We start from the raw sequence: 20,313 nt of genomic DNA, 5'->3' as shown, positions 1-20,313 counted from the left end.
CCCCGCCGGCCGCTCCTCCGCCCGCGCCCGCAGCGCCGTTCGCGCCCGCGGCCCAGCCCGCACCTCCCGCGGCCGCGCCCCCGCCTCCCGCGGCCCCTCCCGCCGGACAACCGGCTGCCGCGCCGGTCCGGTTGTCCAAGGTCACGCTCACCAAGGCGGCGCCCTCCGTCTCACTGACCAAGCAGGGCGGCACCTCCGGCGCCATGCGCGTCAACCTCAACTGGCAGACGCGCAAGCAGTTCTCCGGCTGGGCCCGCAAGCTGGGCCGCTCGGTCGCCATGCACGACGACCTCGACCTCGACCTGTGCTGCCTGTACGAACTGAGCGACGGCAGCAAGGGAGTCGTCCAGGCACTCGGCAACGCCTTCGGCGCCCTGCACCAACCGCCGTTCATCCACCTCGACGGCGACGACCGCACCGGTGCCGTGGCCGCCGGCGAGAACCTCACCATCAGCCTCGACCACCAGCGGTACTTCCGGCGCATCCTCGTCTTCGTCACCATCTACGAGGGCGCCCGCTCCTTCGCCGACCTGCACGCCACCGTCACCCTCCAGCCGCAGCACGGCGCCCCGGTCGACTTCTCGCTCGACGAGTGCACCGTGCCCTCGACGGTGTGCGCCCTCGCCCTGATCACCAACACCGGGAACGACCTCGTCGTCCAGCGCGAGGCCCGCTACCTGGTGCCCGAACGCGGAGTGAGCCCGCAGCGCACGGTCGACCACGCCTACGGCTGGGGCATGAACTGGACCCCCGGCCGGAAGTGACCGGCGGCGGACCGCGGGTGCTCAGCCCTCCTCGGGCACGGCGCCCGGGCGCGCGTAGGTGCGGCCCTTCCAGGCCGCACCGCGCCCCCGGTAGTGCTGCACCGCCGAGTCGACCGTCATCAGCAGGTACAGGAACGCGGTGAACGGCAGCAGCGGAGCGAGCCACCACGGCTGCCGGTAGTAGCGGAGCACCGGCCCGTACGTGCCCGCCATCACCAGCCAGGCAGCGGCCCCGGACATCCAGACCGGCGCGGTCGCCGTCACCGCGCCCACCACCACGGAGACCGGCGGCACCAGGTACACCAGCGCCAGTCCGGCCACCGTCCCGGCCAGCACCACCGGGTTGTGCCGCAGTTGGGCGTACGCGCTGCGCGAGACCATCCGCCACAGGTCGTGCAGCCGGGGGTAGGGACGCACGCTGTCCACCCCGTCGGCCAGCCCCAGCCAGACCCGGCCGCCGGCGCCCTTGACCGCACGGGCGAGAGCCACGTCGTCGATGACCGCGTGCCGGATGGCGTCGGGGATCCGCGCCCGCTCGGCGGCCTCCGCGCGCAGCAGCACGCAGCCGCCCGCGGCGGCCGCCGTCCGCGTCGCCCGCCGCGCGCGGCCCCCGCCGATCCAGCGGAACGGGTACAGCTGCGCGAAGAAGTACACGAAGGCCGGCACCACCAGCCGCTCCCAGACGCTCTCCACCCGCAGCCGGGCCATCTGGGAGACGACGTCGAACCCGCCGGGGCCGGCCGCCGACACCAGCGCGCGCAGACTGTCCGGGGCGTGCGCGATGTCCGCGTCCGTCAGCAGCAGGAACTCGGGGCCACGTACGCGGGCCAGGCCGATCCCGTGCCGCACCGCCCACAGCTTGCCCGTCCAGCCGGCGGGCGGCTCCCCGGGCGAGGCCACGGTCAGCGGCAGCCCTCCGTGCCGCCGGGCCAGCTCGCGCGCCAGCTCGCCCGTGCCGTCCGTACTGCCGTCGTCGACCAGGAACACCTCGGCCCGCCCCGGATAGTCCTGGGCCAGCAGCGAGGGCAGGCTCGCGGGCAGGACCGCCGCCTCGTCGCGCGCCGGTACGACGACGCACACCGGGGGCCAGACGGCGGGTTCCTCCCGTACGGGCAGCCTGACGTCCGTACGCCAGAAGAAGCCCCGGGCGAGCAGCAGCCACAGCCAGGCGGCGAGGGAGAGGGCGGATACGACGGTCACGACGGAAGTCCACACATCGGCGCTCACGTGCGCAGTCTGCCCCACGGCCCCGGTCCGCGGCGGCTCATCGACTATGGTTGCCGGGTGAAGATCGCGCTCATGGACTCCGGAATCGGTCTGCTGGCGGCCACCGCCGCGGTACGGCGCCTGCGACCGGACGCCGATCTCATCCTCTCCCTGGACCCCGACGGCATGCCCTGGGGTCCGCGCACCCCCGAGGACCTGACCGGGCGGGCCCTCGCCGTGGCCGAGGCCGCCGCCGCGCACCGCCCCGACACACTGATCGTCGGCTGCAACACCGCCACCGTGCACGCGCTGCCCGCGCTGCGCGCCCGGCTCGAACCGGCCGTGCCCGTCATCGGCACCGTACCGGCGATCAAGCCCGCCGCGGCCGGGGGCGGGCCCGTGGCCATCTGGGCGACGCCCGCCACCACGGGCAGTGCCTACCAGCGCGGCCTCATCGAGGAGTTCGGCGGCGGCGCGAGGGTCACGGAGGTGCCGTGCCCGGGGCTCGCCGACGCCGTCGAGCACGCGGACGAGGCGGCGATCGACGCCGCGGTCGACGCCGCGGCCGGACTCACCCCCGACGGGGTGACGACCGTCGTTATGGGCTGCACCCACTACGAGCTGGTCGCCGAACGCATCCGCGCGGCCGTGCAGCGGCCCGGCGCCCCGCGCCTCGTCCTGCACGGCTCCGCCGGAGCGGTCGCCGCCCAGGCGCTGCGCCGCATCGGGGCCCGGCCCGACCCCGGCGCCCCGGCCGAGGGCACCCTCACCGTCCTGCTCAGCGGACGCGAGGGAACGCTGCCGGCGTCCGCGTCGGCCTACGCGGAGGGCCGGCTCCTGCAGGCGGTCACGCAGGCCCGCTGACCGGCGGGTCCGCCCGGTCGGCCCACTCACGCTGCGCGACGAGGTACCGGCGCAGCGAAACATGAGTAACCTCATATCCATGAGGCATCGCCACGGCGAGACCATCCCCGAGTCGAACGTCTGGACCGGACGTGCCACCAGCCGGGTCCAGTGGTTCCTCGCGCTCATCGGCGCCGCCTGCCTGGCGTTCGGCATCGCCCTGGCCGTCGAGTCGGCCTGGGAGTCCGGTGTCGCCCCGCTGGCCATGGCGGTCGTCGGGTGCATCGCGGCGGGGCTGCTGGTGCTCTTCGGCACCCTCGCGTTCGTGCACGTCGCGCTGAGAGTCGACGAGGACTGCCTCGAGGTGCGCTGCGGCCACATCGGCGTGCCGAGGCGCCGCATCCCCCTCTCCCACGTCGCGGGTGCCGAGTTCGCCCCGCACGTCACCCCGCGCCACTGGGGCGGCTGGGGCTACCGCTGGCGGCCGGAGAAGGGCACGGCCGTCGTCGTGCGGCGCGGGGAGGGGCTGATCCTGCGGCTGTGGGACGGCCACACCTTCACGGTCACCGTGGACGACGCGGAGGCGGCCGTCCAGGTCATCAAGGACCGCCTGCGCCCGAAGGCACCCGGCCCCGCCCACTGACCCTGCGGCCCGGGGTACGGCGGGCACGGACACACCCCGGCCGGCAACGCGTCCCGGTGCTCCGGCCCCGGGGCGCCGCTGACCGTCCTGTCCGCGGCGCGGGCGCCCGCCGTACACTCCGGGGGGTGACAGCCACCGCAACCACCGTCGGCGAGCCGGACCGGACACAGCCGCGGACCAGCCCCGCCTCCCGCGCCGCCGCGCGGCTCACGCGCCTCGCCCCGGCCGCGGTCGCCGTGCTCTCCGGGGTGCTGCTCTACGTCAGCTTCCCGCCGCGCACCCTGTGGTGGCTGGCCGTGCCCGCCTTCGCAGGCTTCGGGTGGGTGCTGCGCGGCCGCGGCTGGAAGGCGGGGCTCGGCCTCGGCTACCTCTTCGGCCTCGGCTTCCTGCTGCCCCTGCTGGTGTGGACCGGTGTGGAGGTCGGCCCCGGGCCCTGGCTCGCCCTGGCCGCGATCGAGGCGCTCTTCGTCGCCGCGGTCGGCGCCGGCGCCGCCGCGGTGTCGAAGCTGCCGGGGCAGCCGCTGTGGGCCGCGGCGCTGTGGATCGCGGGGGAGGCCGCACGCGCGCGCGTGCCCTTCGAGGGCTTCCCCTGGGGCAAGGTCGCCTTCGGCCAGGCGGACGGCGTGTTCCTGCCGCTGGCCGCGGTCGGCGGTACACCCGTGCTCGGCTTCGCGGTCGTCCTGTGCGGCTTCGGACTCCACGAGGCGGTGCGCCTGGCCGTCCGGGCCCGCCGCGGCGGGGAGGTGAGGCGGGGCGCCGCCGCGGTCGCCCTGCTCGGCGTGGCCGTGCCCGTCGTCGGCGCCGTGGCCGCCCGGCCGCTGGTCAGTGACACGGCGGAGGAGGGCACCGCGACCGTCGCGGTGATCCAGGGCAACGTGCCGCGGGCGGGCCTCGGCTTCAACGCGCAGCGCCGGGCCGTACTCGACTACCACGCGCGGGAGACGGAACGCCTGGCCGCCGAGGTGAGAGAGGGAAAGACGCAGCGCCCCGACTTCGTGCTGTGGCCCGAGAACTCCTCGGACATCGACCCCTTCGCCAACGCCGACGCACGCGCCGTCATCGACCGCGCGGCCAGGGCGATCGGTGTCCCCATCTCCGTCGGCGGTGTCGTGGACCGCGACGGCAGGCTGCTCAACGAGCAGATCCTGTGGGATCCGGACAAGGGCCCCGTCGACACCTACGACAAACGGCAGATCCAGCCCTTCGGCGAGTACCTGCCGCTGCGCTCGCTGATCGGCGCGATCAACGACACCTGGACCACGATGGTCGCGCGGGACTTCAGCCGGGGCACCGAGCCCGGCGTGTTTACCATGGCCGGCACCCGGGTCGGCCTGGTGACCTGCTACGAGGCGGCCTTCGACTGGGCCGTGCGCTCCGAGGTCACCGACGGCGCGCAGATGATCTCCGTGCCCAGCAACAACGCGACGTTCGACCGCAGCGAGATGACCTACCAGCAGCTCGCCATGTCCCGGGTCCGCGCGGTGGAGCACAGCCGGACGGTCACCGTGCCGGTGACCAGCGGCGTCAGTGCGATCATCATGCCGGACGGCAGGATCACCCAGAAGACCGGCATGTTCGTGGCGGACTCCCTGGTGCAGGAGGTGCCGCTGCGGTCCTCCGAGACGCCCGCCACCCGGCTGGGGGTGCTGCCCGAGATCGCCCTGGTGCTGGTCGCGGCCGGCGGGGTCGGGTGGGCGATCGGCGCGGGTGTGCGCGGGCGACGCGCCCGTGACGTGTAGCCGTACGCCCGTCGCACGCCCCGTGACACCGGCGGATGTGTCCGCCGGCGCCCGTTAGGGTCGTCCGCATGGCTACTCCCGACTTCATCCGTGATCTGCGCGTCACCGCCGGACACCAGCTGCTCTGGCTCCCCGGAGTCACCGCCGTCGTCTTCGACGACGAGGGCAGGGTGCTGCTGGGCCGACGGTCCGACAACGGACGCTGGTCGCTGGTCGGAGGCATCCCGGAGCCGGGCGAACAGCCCGCCGCCTGCGCGGTGCGCGAGGTGGAGGAGGAGACCGCGGTCCGGTGCGTCGTCGAGCGGCTGGTCCTCGCCCAGGCGCTCACCCCGGTCACGTACGAGAACGGGGACGTCTGCCAGTTCATGGACATCACCTTCCGCTGCCGCGCCGTCGGGGGCGAGGCCAGGGTCAACGACGACGAGTCGCTGGAGGTGGGCTGGTTCGCCGTGGACGCGCTGCCGGAGCTCGGGGAGTTCGGGCAGACCCGGATCAAGCTGGCCCTGTCCGACGCCCCCGCGTGGTTCGAACCCGCCGGGTCCTGAGGCCGGCACGCCGGCCGCACGTCACAGCACGAACACCAGCGTTGCGGCCTGGCTGAGTGCCAGGCCGCCGTAGAACAGGCTCAAACTGGGGGAGACGGCCGCCTTGAGCAGGCCCGTGCGCTCCCGGCCCGGTGTCACGTCCAGCGCGAACGGCTCGACCTCCGCGTCGGATCTGCGCACCCGCTCGTACAGTCGCCGGAACAGCCGCTGCTGGTAGTGGAAGTACGCGTCAAGGAGCCAGAAGGCCAGGACGGGGACGAAGCTCACCAGCACCACGGAGTCGTGCTCGCCGCCCACGGCGTAGGCGAGCATGGCGCCGAACACCGTGAGCGACCAGCCTTTGATCAGGAAGGAGTTGTTGTCCATCCGGGTCACGAGCGTCTGGATCAGCTCCAGATGTCTGATCCGTACGTCGTCGAGCTCCGGGTGGTTTCCCGTCGGCATGCGTTCCCCCCCTGCGCAGTCACCCGTCCGGCGGAAGCCTACTCATCCGCCCGAAACCTCGGATCATCCCGTGGGAGACGCCGCCGTGCTCTGCCGTACGACCAGCCGGGTCGCCAGTTCGATGCGGTGGGCGGCCCGGCCCGGGATGCGCGGCGCGAACAGCATGCGGGTCGCCTCCTCGGCCATGTGCCGCAGCGGCTGGTGGACGGTGGTCAGCGGCGGGCTCGACCACTGGGCGAGCGGTACGTCGTCGTAGCCGACCACCGAGAGGTCCTGCGGCACCCTCAGTCCCCTGACCCGCGCCGCCTCCAGCACGCCGAGTGCCTGGAGGTCGCTGCCCGCGAAGACCGCCGTCGGCCGGTCGGGACCGGCGAGCAGGTCCATGCCGTGCTCGAAGCCGCTCTGCACGCTGTACTCGCCGTGCCGGACCAGCCGCGGGTCGACCGGGAGGCCCGCCATGTTCATGGCCGAACGGTAGCCGTCGAGCCGGGCCAGTGAGCAGAGCATGTCCTCGAACCCGGTGATGATCGCGACGCGTCGGTGCCCGTGGTCGGTGAGGTGGCGGGTGGCCGCCAGGCCCCCGGCCCAGTTGGCGGAGCCCACGGAAGGGACGTCGGGGTCGGGGGCGCCGGTCGGGTCGACGATGACGAACGGGATGTTCCAGGCCCTCAGCCGGTGCTTGACCTCCTCCGGCAGGGAGGAGAAGACCAGCACGACACCGCGCGGTCTGCGCCGGAGCACGCCCTCGATCCAGTCGGGCGCGGGCGCGTGCCGTGTGCCGCTGCGGGTGAGCACCACGTCGGCCCGGTTGGCCCGGGCCACCGTCTCCACGCCCCGGACCAGCTCCATCGCCCAGACGCTGTCCAGCTCGTGGAAGACGAGTTCAACGAGCTGGGAGCGAGGCGGGCTGGGGGTGCGGCGGCGGTAACCGTGCACGTCGAGCAGTCGCTCGACCCTGGCCCGGGTGCTGCTGGAGACATCCGAACGACCGTTGAGGACTTTCGAAACTGTCGAGGGAGAGACTCCTGCCTCTTTCGCCACCTCGGCCAGGGTGATCCTCGCTCCCACCTCAACTTCATCGTGCATGCGGGCAGGATAGGCCATGCCGTCGATAACGTTTTGAGTCGGCGCCTGCACGCCCATTGACCAGAAATCCTGTCTGACTCTACTGTCCGACCAGCATGGACTTTCGGTGATGGTGCCGAAACTTTCGAAAGGCGAACGATGACAACACGTGCGCTCATGCCCAGACTGGTCGCGACCGGCGCGACGCTCGCCCTGGCACTGAGCCTGTCGGCCTGCGGTGACGGGAACGGCGGGGGGTCGTCCGACGACGACAGGATCCATGTCCTGGTCTACGGGGACGCCACCAACAAGGTGGAACAGCAGATCGTCGACACCTTCAACAAGACGTCCGACGTCAAGGCCGTCCTCGACACCATCCCCGGGGCCGACTACCAGAAGAAGCTCCAGACGATCATCAGCACCCCCCAGGCCCCGGACATCTTCTACAACTGGGGCGGCGGCAGCATCAAGCCGTTCGTCAAGGCGGACCTGCTGATGCCGCTCGACGACTTCATCAAGAAGGACCCGGACCTGGAGAAGAAGTTCCTGCAGCCCGTCTGGGAGAACGCCGTCGTCGACGGCAAGCCGTACGGCGTCCCGATGCGCGGCACCCAGCCGGTCCTGCTCTTCCACAACAAGAACGTCCTCGACAAGGCCGGCGTCCAGCCGCCGAAGACCTGGGACGAACTCCTCGACGCCGTCGGCAAGCTGAAGGACGCGGGCGTCACGCCGATCGCGCTCGGCGGCGGCGACGTCTGGCCGACGCAGATGTGGTTCCAGTACCTCTACGACCGCATAGCCGGTCCGGAGCTGTTCGCGAAGGCCGTCGGGGGCGACAAGAGCGCCTGGGAGAGCGCGGACAGCAAGAAGGCCCTGGACATGATCAAGCAGCTCGTCGACTCCGGCGCCTTCGGCAAGAACTACGACTCCGTCAAGTACACCAACGGCGGCTCGGTCCAGCTGGTGGCCTCCGGCAAGGCCGGCTTCGAGCTGATGGGCTCCTGGTACTTCTCCCAGCAGCTGACCGATCACAAGGACTTCGCGGAGAAGGGCCTCGGCTACAGCACCTTCCCGACCGTGCAGGGTGGCAAGGGCGACCCGGCCAACGTCGCCGGCAACCCCAACAACTACTACTCGGTGATGAAGAAGACCAAGCACCCCGAGGCCGTCGCCGAGTTCCTGAAGCTCATGTACTCCGACGAGTTCGTCAAGGCCCAGCTGGAGATCGGCAACCTGCCGACCACCACCAACACCAACCAGTTCATCGACACCTCGGGAACGCCCGAGTACTCGCACTTCCAGTACGACCTCGTCTCCGACGCGCCCCATTTCCAGCTCTCCTGGGACCAGGCGTACCCGCAGAAGGCGAGCTCGGACATGTACAAGGCCATCCAGCAGTTCTTCAGCGGAACGCTCGACACGGACGGCTTCATCAAGGCCATGCAGGCCCTCCCCACCGAGTGACGAACGGCTCATGACCACAGACCTCACGAGCGCCCCGCCCGCCGCCGGACCCCGCAAGGAGTCCCGGCGGCGGCCGCCCGCCTCGTCCGCGACGAAGGTGGGCCGCCCCGGCTTCGGCTGGGCGGTGCCCGCCGCGCTCTTCTTCGCCCTCTTCGCCATCGTCCCGTTGATCATGGTGGCGGTGCTGTCCTTCATGGCCTGGGACGGGATCAGCTCGCCCGAGTTCGTCGGCATGGACAACTGGTCGCGCCTGATGGACGACCCGGTGATGCTGGAGAGCATCTGGCTGACCCTGCTGCTGACCACGCTCGGCGTGGTCCTGCAGACCCCGCTGAGCATCCTGCTCGGCGTCTGGGCCGCCGGCCACCAGCGCAACCGCGCCGTCCTGTCGGTGATCTACTTCATCCCGCTGCTGCTGTCCGCGACGGCCGTCTCCGTGCTGTGGCGGGCGCTGCTCGACCCGAACTTCGGCATCCCGGCCGACGCCGCCTGGCTGTTCGGCGACGGCAACCTGTTCGGTGAACAGGCCAGCGCCATCGGGGTGCTGGCGTTCGTCAGCACCTGGCAGTTCACCCCGTTCCACACACTGATCTACCAGGGCGCCGCCCGCGCGGTCCCGCAGGTGCTGTACCAGGCCGCGGAGATCGACGGGGCGGGCCGCTACCGGCAGTTCTTCCACATCACGCTGCCGCAGCTGCGCACCTCCATGATCACCTCGATGATCCTGATGATCGTCGGCGGACTGACCACGTTCGAGACGGTCCTGATCCTGACCCAGGGCGGCCCCGGCACCGACACCACGATCAGCGCCTACTACATGTACGACAAGGCCTTCAAGAGCTTCGACTACGGCACCGGTTCCGCGATCGCCCTGGCCCTGGTCGTCGCGGCCACGATCATCTCGCTGATCGTCGTCCGGGTCTCCGGCTACGACAAGATGCGCAGCTCCATGGAGGGTGTGTCATGAGGCGCCGACCGAACTACCTGGCCGGCGCCGGCTCGCTCGTCTGGCTCTTGCTGGTCGGACTGCCGCTGTACGTGCTGCTCGCCGCGACCCTGCGCACCCGCCAGGACTACGCCGAGAACGGCCCGGTCTCGCTCCCGGACAGCTTCACGCTGGACAACTTCACCGGTGCCTTCGACTCGGGCTTCGGCCGGTACTTCTTCAACACGCTTGTCGTCACCGCCTGCGTGATCGGCATCGTGCTGCTGCTGGTCCCGCCGCTCGCCTACGCGATCGTCCGCAGCCGCGGCCGGACCACGTCGGCGATCTTCCGGCTGTTCCTGCTCGGCCTCGCCATCCCGGCGCAGGCCGTCATCGTGCCGATGTTCTACCTGATCAGCGAGGCCGGGCTGTACGACAACCTGCTCGGCGTCATCCTGCCCACCGCCGCGTTCTGCCTGCCGATGTCCGCACTGATCCTCAGCGGCGCGATGCGCGACATCTCGCCGGAGCTGTACGAGGCCATGGCCATGGACGGCGCCAACCCGCGGCGCATGTTCTTCCAGCTCGTGCTGCCGCTGTCCCGCGGAGGACTGTCCACGATCGTGGTGTTCTCCGCGCTCCAGGCGTGGAACGGCTTCCTGTTCCCGCTCGTGCTGACCCAGTCCGAGTCCACCAAGGTGGTCACGCTGGGCCTGTACAACTTCCAGACCTCCCACGGGATCGACATCCCCGGTCTGCTGGGAGCCGTGGTCCTGTCCATGGTGCCCATCCTGCTCGTCTACCTGTTCGCCCGTCGCGCCCTGGTCCGGGGCCTGATGGGTGTCGGAGGAAAGTGACCGCCAACGTGGCCGTAGAGACCACCCCCGAAGTCCCCCTCTGGAACGACCCCGCCCAGTCCCTCACCACCCGGGTGTCCGCGCTGATCGAAGCGATGACCCCCGAGGAGAAGATCGCCCAGTTGTACGGCGTGTGGGTCGGCGCGTCCAACGAGGGCGGAGACGTCGCCCCCCACCAGCACGACATGGAGGAGGCCGTCGACCTCGACGCGCTCCTGCCCGCCGGCCTCGGCCAGCTGACCCGGCCCTTCGGCACGGTTCCGGTCGACCCCGCCGTCGGTGCGCTCTCCCTGCTCCGCACCCAGGTCCGGATCGCCGCCGAGAACCGGTTCGGCATTCCCGCCCTCGCGCACGACGAGTGTCTGGCCGGGTTCGCCGCCTGGGGCGCGACGGCCTATCCCGTGCCGCTGTCCTGGGGCGCCACCTTCGACCCCGGCCTGGTCCGGCGGATGGCCGCCGCCATCGGCCGCGACATGCGGGCCGTCGGCGTCCACCAGGGACTCGCGCCCGTCCTGGACGTGGTGCGCGACGCCCGCTGGGGCCGGGTCGAGGAGACGATCGGCGAGGACCCGTACCTCGTCGGCACCATCGGCACCGCCTACGTGCAGGGCCTGGAGTCGGCCGGGATCGTCGCCACCCTCAAGCACTTCGTCGGCTACTCGGCCTCCCGCGCCGGACGCAACCTCGCCCCCTCCTCCGTCGGCCCGCGCGAACGCGCCGACGTCCTGCTGCCCCCCTTCGAGATGGCGGTCCGCGAGGGCGGCGCCCGCTCGGTGATGCACGCCTACACCGACATCGACGGCGTGCCCGCGGCCGCCGACGAGGACCTGCTGACCGGGCTGCTCCGGGACACGTGGGGCTTCGACGGCACCGTGGTCGCCGACTACTTCGGCATCGCCTTCCTCAAGACGCTGCACGGCATCGCCGGTGACTGGGCGGGCGCCGCGGGGGCCGCGCTGCGGGCGGGTGTCGACGTCGAACTGCCCACCGTCAAGACGTTCGGCGCGCCCCTGCTGGAGGCCGTCGCCGACGGCCGCGTACCCGAGGCGCTGATCGACCGGGCCGTGCGCCGGGTCCTCACCCAGAAGGCGGCGCTCGGGCTGCTCGACCCGGACTGGAACCCGGTGCCGTCCGCACTCGACGGCGCCGACCTCGACGACGCCGACGCCCTGCGCGGCAGGATCGACCTCGACGGCCCCGGCAACCGCGAACTGGCCCGCGCGGTCGCCGAGGAGGCGGTCGTGCTGCTCAGCAACGACGGCACCCTGCCGCTGGAGAGGCCGCGCCGCATCGTCCTGGTCGGACCCAACGCCGACGAGCCCACCGCCGTACTGGGCTGCTACTCCTTCCCGCAGCACATCGGCGTCCGTCACCCGGGCACCCCGCTCGGCATCGAACTGCCCACCCTGCGCGACACCCTGGCGGCCGAGTTCCCCGACACGGAGTTCACGGTCGTACGGGGCACCGGCGTCGACGACGGCGACGTGTCCGGCATCGCCGAGGCCGTGCGCGCGGCCCAGGACGCGGACGTCGTCGTCACCGTGCTGGGCGACCGCGCGGGGCTGTTCGGCCGCGGCACCAGCGGGGAGGGCTGCGACGTCGAGTCACTGGTCCTGCCCGGCGCCCAGCAGCAGCTCCTCGACGCGCTCCTGGACACCGGCAGGCCGGTCGTGACGGTGCTGCTCGCGGGCCGGCCCTACGCGCTGGGCCGGGCCGTGGCGGAGTCCGCCGCCGTCGTGCAGTCCTTCTTCCCCGGCGAGGAGGGCACCGCCGCCGTCGCCGGGGTGCTCGCCGGACGCACCAGCCCTACCGGCAGGCTGCCCGTCAGCGTGCCGCGCGGCGCCGGGGCCCAGCCGGCCACCTACCTCGGGGCGCCGCTCGCCCACGCCAGCGAGGTGTCCAACATCGACCCCACGCCCGCCTTCGGCTTCGGGCACGGCCTGACGTACACCACGTTCGACTGGAGCGACCTCGTGGTGCACGCCGGCGAGGCGCCCACCGACGGCGAGTTCTCGCTCGGGATCACCGTCCGCAACACCGGCGAACGGCACGGCACCGAGGTCGTCCAGCTGTACCTGCACGACCCGGTCGCCTCCGTCGTCCAGCCGGTGCAGCGCCTCATCGGCTACACGCGGGTGCCGCTGGCCCCCGGCGAGGCCCGCACGGTGCGCGTCGAGGTCCCGGCCGACCTGGCCTCCTTCACCGGCCGCGACGGAGCGCGCGTGGTCGAACCGGGAGAGCTGGAGCTGCGGTTCGCCGCCTCCAGCACGGCGCCGCCGCTGACGGCCCGGGTCACGCTCACCGGGCCGGAACGACGGGTCGACCACACGCGGCGGCTGCACGCGGAGTTCACACAGGACGCCGTCCCGGGCGACTGAGCCGCCGGCGGAACTCGGCCGCCGGGGGGGGCGGGAGGCGGTGCCGGGCAGGTTCCCGGCACCGCCTCCCGTCCTACGGTTCCCGTCGGTGACGGCCCGGTGCACGACGGCCCGGTGCACGGTGCGCCGGTGGACGGGAGCCGGTGGACGGCGATGCGTCAGTGGACGACGTCGAAGACGTTCTTCTGCAGACCGTTGGCATAGACCTCGTGCTCGACGAGCCGCAGCCGCTGGGCGTCCTTGTCCGTGTCGCTGAACAGTCGCTTGCCCGCGCCGAGCAGGAGCGGGAACACCAGCAGGTGGTAGCGGTCGATCAGACCGGCGTCCGACAGGCCCCGGTTCAGGGTGGCGCTGCCGTGCACGATGATCGGGCCGCCCACGGTCTCCTTCAGCGCGGCGACCTCGTCGAGGGAGCGCAGGATCGTCGTCCCTCCCCAGTTCGTGACGAGGTCGTCCTCGCCGAGGGTGGTGGAGACGACGTACTTCGGCATCGTCCGGTACTCGGGAAACTCCGGCATGTCCGGCCACACCGGGCTGAACGCCTCGTAGCTGACCCGGCCGAGCAGCAGCGCCGCGGCCTCGCGCTGCTCCCGGGCCTTGATCTCGTACGCCTCGGGGAGGAACTCGACGTGCTGGAAGGTCCACCCGGAGTTCCGGTAGCCGGGCTCGCCGCCGGGTGCCTCCACGACACCGTCGAGCGAGACGAAGGCGGTGCTGATCAGAGTACGCATGTCGTTTCCCAACGCTTCCCGTCCGGTTCCTGTACCTCTCAGACCGGGAGCGGGGCGGAGACTCATCGGTCGTGGGGGAAGCCGCTTCCGGAGGGCGGGTGGGTCCGCAGCGCGTCGAGGGTCTGGAGTGCCACGTGCAGCTCGGTGCGCTGCTCGCCCGACTCCAGGTCGCGGTCGAGCAACCGCTCGATGGCGCGCAGCCGTTGGTAGACGGTCTCCCGGGACAGACCGGTCGAGCGGGCGGCGACGGTCTTGCTGCCGGCGGCGTCCAGATAGCCGCGCAGCGTGGCCACGAGACGGGTGCCGTGCCGGGCGTCGTGTTCGAGGAGCGGGCCCAACTGCCGTTCCGCGTAGTCCTGGACCCGGGGATCGTCGCGCAGCGCGAACAGCAGGCGGCGCAGGCCGACGTCGGACCGCTCGTGGAAGGAACGGCCGGGCGGCAGGGGACGGCCGGGCTCGGTCGCCTCGGCCACCCGGGCCGCGTCGCGGAACGAGCGGGCCACGTCGGAGACGTCGTCGGCCGGTGCCCCGACGCACACCGTCGCCCCCGGGGCCGCGTCCAGGGCGGCACGGCCCAGCCGCTCGGCCGCCTCGCGCCACGGCCGGGACGGGCGCAGCGCCAGCAGCACGCCGAGACGGCCGGGGGAGAGCAGCCCGACGAGGGCCTGCGCTCCCGTCGCGCCCAGCTCCTCGGAGAGCCTCGTCTCGGCGTCCGACGCGTCCCGGCCGGGCGGCAGGTCCACGAGGACGGCGACGAACCGGGCGTCCTGCGCGGCCAGTCCGAGGGCCACGACGCGGGCCCGCGCGTCCGCGGGGGAGCGGTGCCGCTGTTCCACCAGGTCGCGCAGGGCGTTGCGGTGGGCGGTGCGTTCCCAGGGGGCCGGGCGGGTGAGGCGGGCGATGGTGAGGGCCATCGCGGTCCGCTCCAGCACCGTCACGTCCTCGGGGCCGAAGGCAGGGCCCGCGGCCGCCTTCCCGGTGCCGGTCTTTCCGGTCCTGCCGGGGGACGTGCCGGTTTCCCCGGGGGGTGGGCCGGTCTCCACAGGGGGCGGGCCGGTCTTGACGGGGGACGGGCCGGGGAGCATGACCACCCGTCCCCACCGCTCCCCCTGGTACTCCACCGGGGCCACCAGCCACCCCTCGGGACCGGAGAGTCCGACGCGGTCGGTGGCCGACGCGGTGCGCGAACGCCGTTCCCAGCCGGAGAGCGCCGCATGAGCGGTGGCGGGCTCGCAGACCAGCGCCCGGTGCACCAGGTTCTCCAGCACGACCGCGCGGCCGGTCATCTCCGCCGCGGCGCGCAGCACCTCCTCGGGACCCGCGCCGCGCAGCGTGAGGGCGGTGAACGCCTCGTGGACGCCCTGGGTGCGGCGCATCGCCTCCGCCTGGTGGCCGAGGATCAGCGTGTGGACGACCTGCGTGACCTCCAGGAAGTTGACGTCCCGGGCGAGTGCGACGAGGGGGAGGCCGCGCGCACGGCACGCCCGTACCAGGGCGTCGGGCGGCCGGTGGTAGCGGCGTACCAGCTCGATGACCAGGGCGGCGGCACCGACGTCGGCCAGTTCGTCGACGTAGCGGCGGACCCCGGCGGGGTCGTCGGGCAGCGGCATGCCGGTGGTCAGGACGAGCTCGCCGCCCTTGAGGAAGGAGGCCGGGTCGGTCAGTTCGGTGATGTGGACCCAGCGGACCGGCCGGTCGGTGGACTCCCCGCCCGTGACCACCCGCGGCTCGCCCCCGGCCAGCACGGGCAGGGCCAGTACGTCGGCCACGGTGGGCGACCGGCCCGCCGGGACCGCCTGCGGGTCCTCGCTCACGGCGCCTCCCTGCGCACCTGGGCCACCTTGTGCACCCTGGTCACTCTGACAAGCCCGGTTGACCTGCGCAAGGGCGCTCGGAGCGCGGCAGGGGCGCGGACGGGGCGGCCCCGGGTACGCCGAACGGTTGACACAACGTCCGGTTGCGGCGCCCGGACCGGACAGATCAGGCGTTGCCGGGCCCGTTGGGGCGGGAAGGCTCGGGGCGACGCAGGACACCGACGAGCAGGCCGGGAGACGAGCATGACCGCACTGTCGCCGCACCTTCGCCAGGCCACCCCCGTGGTGGCGGTCCGGGGCGAGGGCGTCCACCTCCACGGTGAGGACGGCCGCCGCTATCTGGACTTCACCGCCGGCATCGGCGTCACCAGCACCGGCCACTGCCACCCCAGGGTCGTGGCCGCCGCCCAGGAGCAGGTCGCCACCCTGGTCCACGGCCAGTACACGACCGTCATGCACCCGCCGCTGCGGCGCCTGGTCGACCGGCTCGGCGAGGTGCTGCCCGCCGGACTGGACAGCCTGTTCTTCACCAACTCCGGCAGCGAGGCGGTCGAGGCCGCGCTGCGGCTGGCCCGGCAGGCCACCGGGCGGCCCAACGTACTGGTCTGCCACGGCGGCTTCCACGGCCGGACCGTCGCCGCCGCCTCCATGACCACCTCCGGGACCCGCTTCCGTTCCGGGTTCTCGCCGCTGATGAGCGGCGTGGTCGTCACCCCCTTTCCCACGGCCTTCCGCTACGGCTGGGACGAGGAGACCGCCACCCGCTTCGCCCTCAAGGAGCTGGACTACACCCTGCAGACGATCTCCTCGCCCGCCGACACCGCCGCCGTGATCGTCGAACCGGTCCTCGGCGAGGGCGGATACGTCCCCGCGAACCGCGCCTTCGTCGAGGGGCTGCGCGAACGGGCCGACCGGCACGGCTTCCTGCTGATCCTCGACGAGGTGCAGACCGGCGTGGGCCGCACCGGACGGTTCTGGGGCCACGAGCACTTCGGCGTCGACCCCGACATCCTCGTCACCGCCAAGGGACTGGCCAGCGGCTTCCCGCTGTCCGGCATCGCCGCCCCGGAGGAGCTGATGCGGAAGGCCTGGGCGGGCTCCCAGGGCGGTACGTACGGCGCCAACGCGGTCGCGTGCGCGGCGGCCTGCGCCACGCTCGACGTCGTACGCGACGAGAAGCTGGTCGAGAACGCCGGGACGATGGGCGCCCGGCTGCGCCAGGGCCTGGAGTCGGTCGCGGCCGGCACGCCGGCCATCGGCGACGTACGGGGCATGGGGCTGATGCTGGCGAGCGAGTTCGTCACCGAGGACGGCGAGCCGGACCCCGGCACCGCCGCCCGGGTGCAGCGGGCCGCCGTCGACGAAGGCCTGCTGCTCCTGCTCTGCGGGGCCTGGAACCAGGTGGTGCGGATGATCCCGGCCCTCGTGATCGACGAGGCGGGCGTCGACGAGGGACTGCGGGCCTGGGCGGCGGCCGTCGAGGCCGGTACGTCGGGGGCGGACGGGTGACGGCGGTGCTCCCCGGCGGTGCGCTGTCCGGCGGCCGCGCCCCGGTGCCGCCCGGCCGCGCGCCGCTGCCCGCTTCGGTGACGGCCGCCGCGCCCCGCCGCACGATCCGCAGTGCGCCGATCGCGTACGGCCGCACGGCCTGCAGTGCGCCGATCGCGTACGGCCGCACGACCCGCAGTGCGCCGACCGCGCCCCGCCGCACCACCCGCCCCGCACCGACCGCACACCGGCGACCAGGAGGGACCCCATGACCGACACCCCCACCCAGCTCTTCGTCGGCGGCACCTGGACGGACGCCGCGGACGGCGCCGTCATGCCCGTGGACGACCCCGCGACCGGCGAGATCCTCGCCCACGTCGCCGACGCCGGACCCAAGGACGCCCGGCTCGCCGAGGAGGCGGCGGTCCAGGCGCAGGAGGAGTGGGCACGTACGGCCCCCAGGGCACGCAGCGAGATCCTGCGCCGCGCCTACGAGATCATCCTGGAGCGCACGGACGAGCTAGCGCGCCTGATGACCGCCGAGATGGGCAAGCCGCTGGCCGAGGCCCGGGGCGAGGTCGCCTACGCCGCGGAGTTCTTCCGCTGGTTCTCCGAGGAGGCCGTCCGGATCGACGGCGGCCACGGCGTCCTGCCCGACGGCCGCAACCGCATGCTGCTCTCCCGCCGCCCGGTCGGCCCCTGCCTGCTGATCACCCCCTGGAACTTCCCGCTCGCCATGGGCACCCGCAAGATCGGCCCGGCGGTCGCGGCCGGCTGCACCATGGTGCTCAAGCCCGCCCCGCAGACCCCGCTCTCCAGCCTCGCCCTCGCCGCGATCCTCCAGGAGGCCGGGCTGCCGGACGGCGTACTGAACGTCGTCACCACGTCGCGGGCGGGCGAGGTCTGCGAACCGCTGCTGCGCGGCGGGCGCATCCGCAAGCTGTCCTTCACCGGTTCGACGGCCGTCGGCCGGCTGCTCCTCGCGCAGTGCGCGGACACGGTGGTGCGGACCTCGATGGAACTGGGCGGCAACGCGCCGTTCGTCGTCTTCGACGACGCCGACCTGGACACGGCCGTGGACGGCGCGATGGTCGCCAAGATGCGCAACATGGGCGAGGCCTGCACCGCCGCCAACCGCTTCTTCGTGCACCGCTCGGTTGCGGAGGAGTTCGCCGAGCGGCTCGCCCGGCGGATGGCGGCGCTCGTCGTGGGCCCCGGCACCCGTGACGGCGTCGACGTCGGCCCGCTCATCGACGCCGCCGGGCGCGCCAAGGTCGAGGAACTGGTCGCCGACGCGGTCGGACGCGGTGCCCGGGTGCTGGTCGGTGGCAGCACGCCCGAGGGGCCCGGCTGCTTCTACCCGCCCACCGTGCTCACCGACGTCTCCCCGGACAGCCGCCTCATGGGGACGGAGATCTTCGGTCCCGTCGCGGCGGTCCTCACCTTCGAGGACGAGGACGAGGTCGTCCGCCGCGCCAACGACACCCCCTGGGGACTCGTCGGCTACGTCTTCACCGGGGGCCTGGACCGTGCCCTTCGGGTCAGCGAACGCCTGGAGGTCGGCATGGTCGGGCTCAACACCGGGCTGGTCTCCAACCCGGCCGCGCCCTTCGGCGGTGTCAAGCAGTCGGGCCTCGGCCGCGAGGGCGGCAGGGTCGGCATCGAGGAGTTCCTGGAGTACCAGTACGTGGCGATGCCGAGCCGGTGAGGGAGGCGGTTCCGGCGGTTCCGGTTCCGCCGGTCCCGGAACGGGGCGGGCGGGCGGGTCCGGACCCGTGACAAGGGGGCTTTGCATGGTCATGCGTAATCATGCATACTCTTCCTATGTCCAAGGTCCTCACCTCCCTCCCCACCGGCGAGCGCGTCGGTATCGCCTTCTCGGGCGGCCTCGACACCTCGGTCGCGGTCGCGTGGATGCGTGACAAGGGTGCCGTCCCCTGCACGTACACCGCCGACATCGGTCAGTACGACGAGCCCGACATCGCCTCGGTGCCCGACCGTGCCAAGACCTACGGCGCCGAGATCGCGCGCCTGGTCGACTGCCGCGCGGCGCTGGTCGAGGAGGGGCTGGCCGCACTCACCTGCGGGGCGTTCCACATCCGCTCCGGCGGGCGGGCCTACTTCAACACCACGCCGCTCGGCCGGGCCGTCACGGGCACGCTGCTCGTGCGGGCGATGCTGGAGGACGACGTCCAGATCTGGGGCGACGGCTCCACGTTCAAGGGCAACGACATCGAGCGGTTCTACCGGTACGGCCTGCTCGCCAACCCGCAGCTCAGGATCTACAAGCCGTGGCTGGACGCGGACTTCGTGACCGAGCTGGGCGGACGCAAGGAGATGTCCGAGTGGCTGGTCGCCCACGACCTGCCCTACCGGGACTCCACGGAGAAGGCGTACTCCACCGACGCGAACATCTGGGGCGCCACCCACGAGGCCAAGACCCTGGAGCACCTCGACACCGGCGTGGAGACCGTGGAGCCCATCATGGGCGTGCGGTTCTGGGACCCGTCGGTCGAGATCGCCCCGGAGGACGTGACGATCGGCTTCGACCAGGGCCGCCCGGTCACGGTCAACGGCAAGGAGTTCGCCTCCCCGGTCGACCTCGTGATGGAGGCCAACGCCATCGGCGGCCGGCACGGCATGGGCATGTCCGACCAGATCGAGAACCGGATCATCGAGGCCAAGAGCCGCGGGATCTACGAGGCGCCCGGCATGGCCCTGCTGCACGCGGCCTACGAGCGCCTGGTCAACGCCATCCACAACGAGGACACCCTCGCCCAGTACCACACCGAGGGACGGCGCCTGGGCCGCCTGATGTACGAGGGCCGCTGGCTCGACCCGCAGTCGCTGATGATCCGGGAGTCCCTGCAGCGCTGGGTCGGCTCGGCCGTCACCGGCGAGGTCACCCTGCGGCTGCGGCGCGGTGAGGACTACTCGATCCTCGACACCACCGGCCCGGCGTTCAGCTACCACCCGGACAAGCTCTCCATGGAGCGCACCGAGGACTCGGCCTTCGGCCCGGTCGACCGGATCGGCCAGCTGACCATGCGCAACCTCGACATCGCCGACTCCCGCGCCAAGCTGGAGCAGTACGCGGGGCTCGGCCTGATCGGCACCGCCAACCCCGCCATCGGTGCCGCCCAGGCCGCCGCGACCGGGCTGATCGGCGCCATGCCCGAGGGCGGCGCCCAGGCGATCGCCTCCCGCGGCGAGGTGTCCGGCGAGGACGAGTGGCTGGACCGCGCCGCGATGGAGTCCGGCACGGACTGACCCGTCCCCGGGCCTCGGAGGAGGACCCCGCACCGGCAAGGGCCGGGGGGGGGGCCCCCCCGCGGGGGGGGGGGGGGGGGGGGGGGGGGGGGGGGGGGGGGGGGGGGGGGGGGGGGGGGGGGGGGGGGGGGGGGGGG

At 72.8% G+C, this 20,313-nt stretch carries 17 protein-coding genes; 12 read left to right on the top strand and 5 right to left on the bottom strand.

Going from position 1 to position 20,313, the window contains the following annotated elements; all coding sequences use genetic code 11:
* On the top strand, window positions 1-764 hold a 764-nt coding region (locus HZS56_RS32905; protein WP_444875601.1), incomplete at its 5' end, for a TerD family protein.
* Between the two features lie 21 nt (window positions 765-785).
* On the opposite strand, the gene HZS56_RS32900 is transcribed toward HZS56_RS32905, so the two are convergent.
* Complete coding sequence (locus HZS56_RS32900) at window positions 786-2,009, bottom strand: glycosyltransferase (protein ID WP_216724481.1); 1,224 nt, start codon at window positions 2,007-2,009, stop codon at window positions 786-788.
* Between the two features lie 39 nt (window positions 2,010-2,048).
* Between HZS56_RS32900 and HZS56_RS32895 the strand changes: the two genes are divergently transcribed.
* The 4 genes from HZS56_RS32895 to HZS56_RS32880 all read left to right on the top strand — a co-directional run bounded on the left by HZS56_RS32895 (window position 2,049) and on the right by HZS56_RS32880 (window position 5,740).
* Window positions 2,049-2,834 (top strand): glutamate racemase, encoded by a 786-nt coding sequence (locus HZS56_RS32895; RefSeq protein ID WP_216724480.1) that lies wholly within the window; start codon window positions 2,049-2,051, stop codon window positions 2,832-2,834.
* 79 nt (window positions 2,835-2,913) lie between these two features.
* Entirely contained in the window at window positions 2,914-3,456 is a 543-nt protein-coding gene (locus tag HZS56_RS32890) for a hypothetical protein (protein WP_216724479.1), read from the top strand.
* Between the two features lie 125 nt (window positions 3,457-3,581).
* On the top strand, window positions 3,582-5,195 hold the full coding sequence (gene lnt / locus HZS56_RS32885) for an apolipoprotein N-acyltransferase (protein WP_216724478.1): 1,614 nt from the start codon (window positions 3,582-3,584) through the stop codon (window positions 5,193-5,195).
* Window positions 5,196-5,263: 68 nt separating this feature from the next.
* The gene (locus tag HZS56_RS32880; RefSeq protein WP_216724477.1) at window positions 5,264-5,740 is read left to right on the top strand and encodes an NUDIX hydrolase; all 477 of its coding nucleotides are present in this window, start codon (window positions 5,264-5,266) and stop codon (window positions 5,738-5,740) included.
* Window positions 5,741-5,761: 21 nt separating this feature from the next.
* On the opposite strand, the gene HZS56_RS32875 is transcribed toward HZS56_RS32880, so the two are convergent.
* A complete protein-coding gene (locus HZS56_RS32875) occupies window positions 5,762-6,184 on the bottom strand; it encodes a hypothetical protein (RefSeq protein WP_216724476.1) in 423 nt (140 codons plus the stop codon).
* A 63-nt stretch (window positions 6,185-6,247) separates the two neighbouring features.
* Window positions 6,248-7,270, bottom strand: coding sequence for a LacI family DNA-binding transcriptional regulator (locus tag HZS56_RS32870; RefSeq protein ID WP_216724475.1), 1,023 nt, complete (start codon window positions 7,268-7,270; stop codon window positions 6,248-6,250).
* Window positions 7,271-7,408: 138 nt separating this feature from the next.
* On the opposite strand from HZS56_RS32870, the gene HZS56_RS32865 reads away from it, so the two are divergent.
* The 4 genes from HZS56_RS32865 to HZS56_RS32850 are packed head-to-tail and all read left to right on the top strand — an operon-like array spanning window position 7,409 to window position 12,873.
* Complete coding sequence (locus HZS56_RS32865) at window positions 7,409-8,713, top strand: ABC transporter substrate-binding protein (protein WP_216724474.1); 1,305 nt, start codon at window positions 7,409-7,411, stop codon at window positions 8,711-8,713.
* 10 nt (window positions 8,714-8,723) lie between these two features.
* Window positions 8,724-9,680: a carbohydrate ABC transporter permease gene (locus HZS56_RS32860; protein WP_216724473.1), complete on the top strand. Its 957-nt coding sequence runs from the start codon at window positions 8,724-8,726 to the stop codon at window positions 9,678-9,680.
* The gene (locus tag HZS56_RS32855) at window positions 9,677-10,495 is read left to right on the top strand and encodes a carbohydrate ABC transporter permease (protein ID WP_216724472.1); all 819 of its coding nucleotides are present in this window, start codon (window positions 9,677-9,679) and stop codon (window positions 10,493-10,495) included. Before HZS56_RS32860 ends, HZS56_RS32855 begins: the two co-directional genes overlap by 4 nt.
* Complete coding sequence (locus tag HZS56_RS32850) at window positions 10,492-12,873, top strand: beta-xylosidase/alpha-l-arabinosidase (protein WP_216724471.1); 2,382 nt, start codon at window positions 10,492-10,494, stop codon at window positions 12,871-12,873. The genes HZS56_RS32855 and HZS56_RS32850 overlap by 4 nt, the downstream gene beginning before the upstream one ends.
* A gap of 158 nt (window positions 12,874-13,031) precedes the next feature.
* Here HZS56_RS32850 and HZS56_RS32845 read toward each other — a convergent pair whose 3' ends face one another.
* On the bottom strand, window positions 13,032-13,604 hold the full coding sequence (locus HZS56_RS32845) for a dihydrofolate reductase family protein (RefSeq protein WP_216724470.1): 573 nt from the start codon (window positions 13,602-13,604) through the stop codon (window positions 13,032-13,034).
* A 62-nt stretch (window positions 13,605-13,666) separates the two neighbouring features.
* Window positions 13,667-15,418: a PucR family transcriptional regulator gene (locus HZS56_RS32840; protein WP_216724469.1), complete on the bottom strand. Its 1,752-nt coding sequence runs from the start codon at window positions 15,416-15,418 to the stop codon at window positions 13,667-13,669.
* A 243-nt stretch (window positions 15,419-15,661) separates the two neighbouring features.
* Here HZS56_RS32840 and HZS56_RS32835 point away from each other — a divergent pair, with 243 nt between their 5' ends.
* The 3 genes from HZS56_RS32835 (at window position 15,662) to argG (ending at window position 20,176) form a co-directional block, all read left to right on the top strand.
* Window positions 15,662-16,927, top strand: a complete 1,266-nt coding sequence (locus HZS56_RS32835) for an aspartate aminotransferase family protein (RefSeq protein WP_216724468.1) — start codon at window positions 15,662-15,664, stop codon at window positions 16,925-16,927.
* Window positions 16,928-17,174: 247 nt separating this feature from the next.
* Window positions 17,175-18,614, top strand: coding sequence for an NAD-dependent succinate-semialdehyde dehydrogenase (locus tag HZS56_RS32830; protein ID WP_216724467.1), 1,440 nt, complete (start codon window positions 17,175-17,177; stop codon window positions 18,612-18,614).
* A gap of 116 nt (window positions 18,615-18,730) precedes the next feature.
* Window positions 18,731-20,176, top strand: coding sequence for an argininosuccinate synthase (gene argG, locus HZS56_RS32825; RefSeq protein ID WP_216724466.1), 1,446 nt, complete (start codon window positions 18,731-18,733; stop codon window positions 20,174-20,176).
* Window positions 20,177-20,313: the final 137 nt, after the last annotated feature.

This window comes from Streptomyces mayonensis (genome assembly GCF_018982965.1).
GTDB lineage: Bacteria > Actinomycetota > Actinomycetes > Streptomycetales > Streptomycetaceae > Streptomyces > Streptomyces mayonensis.
Note: the sequence above shows the minus strand (reverse complement) of the source record. Positions and strands in the feature narration are given on the sequence as shown.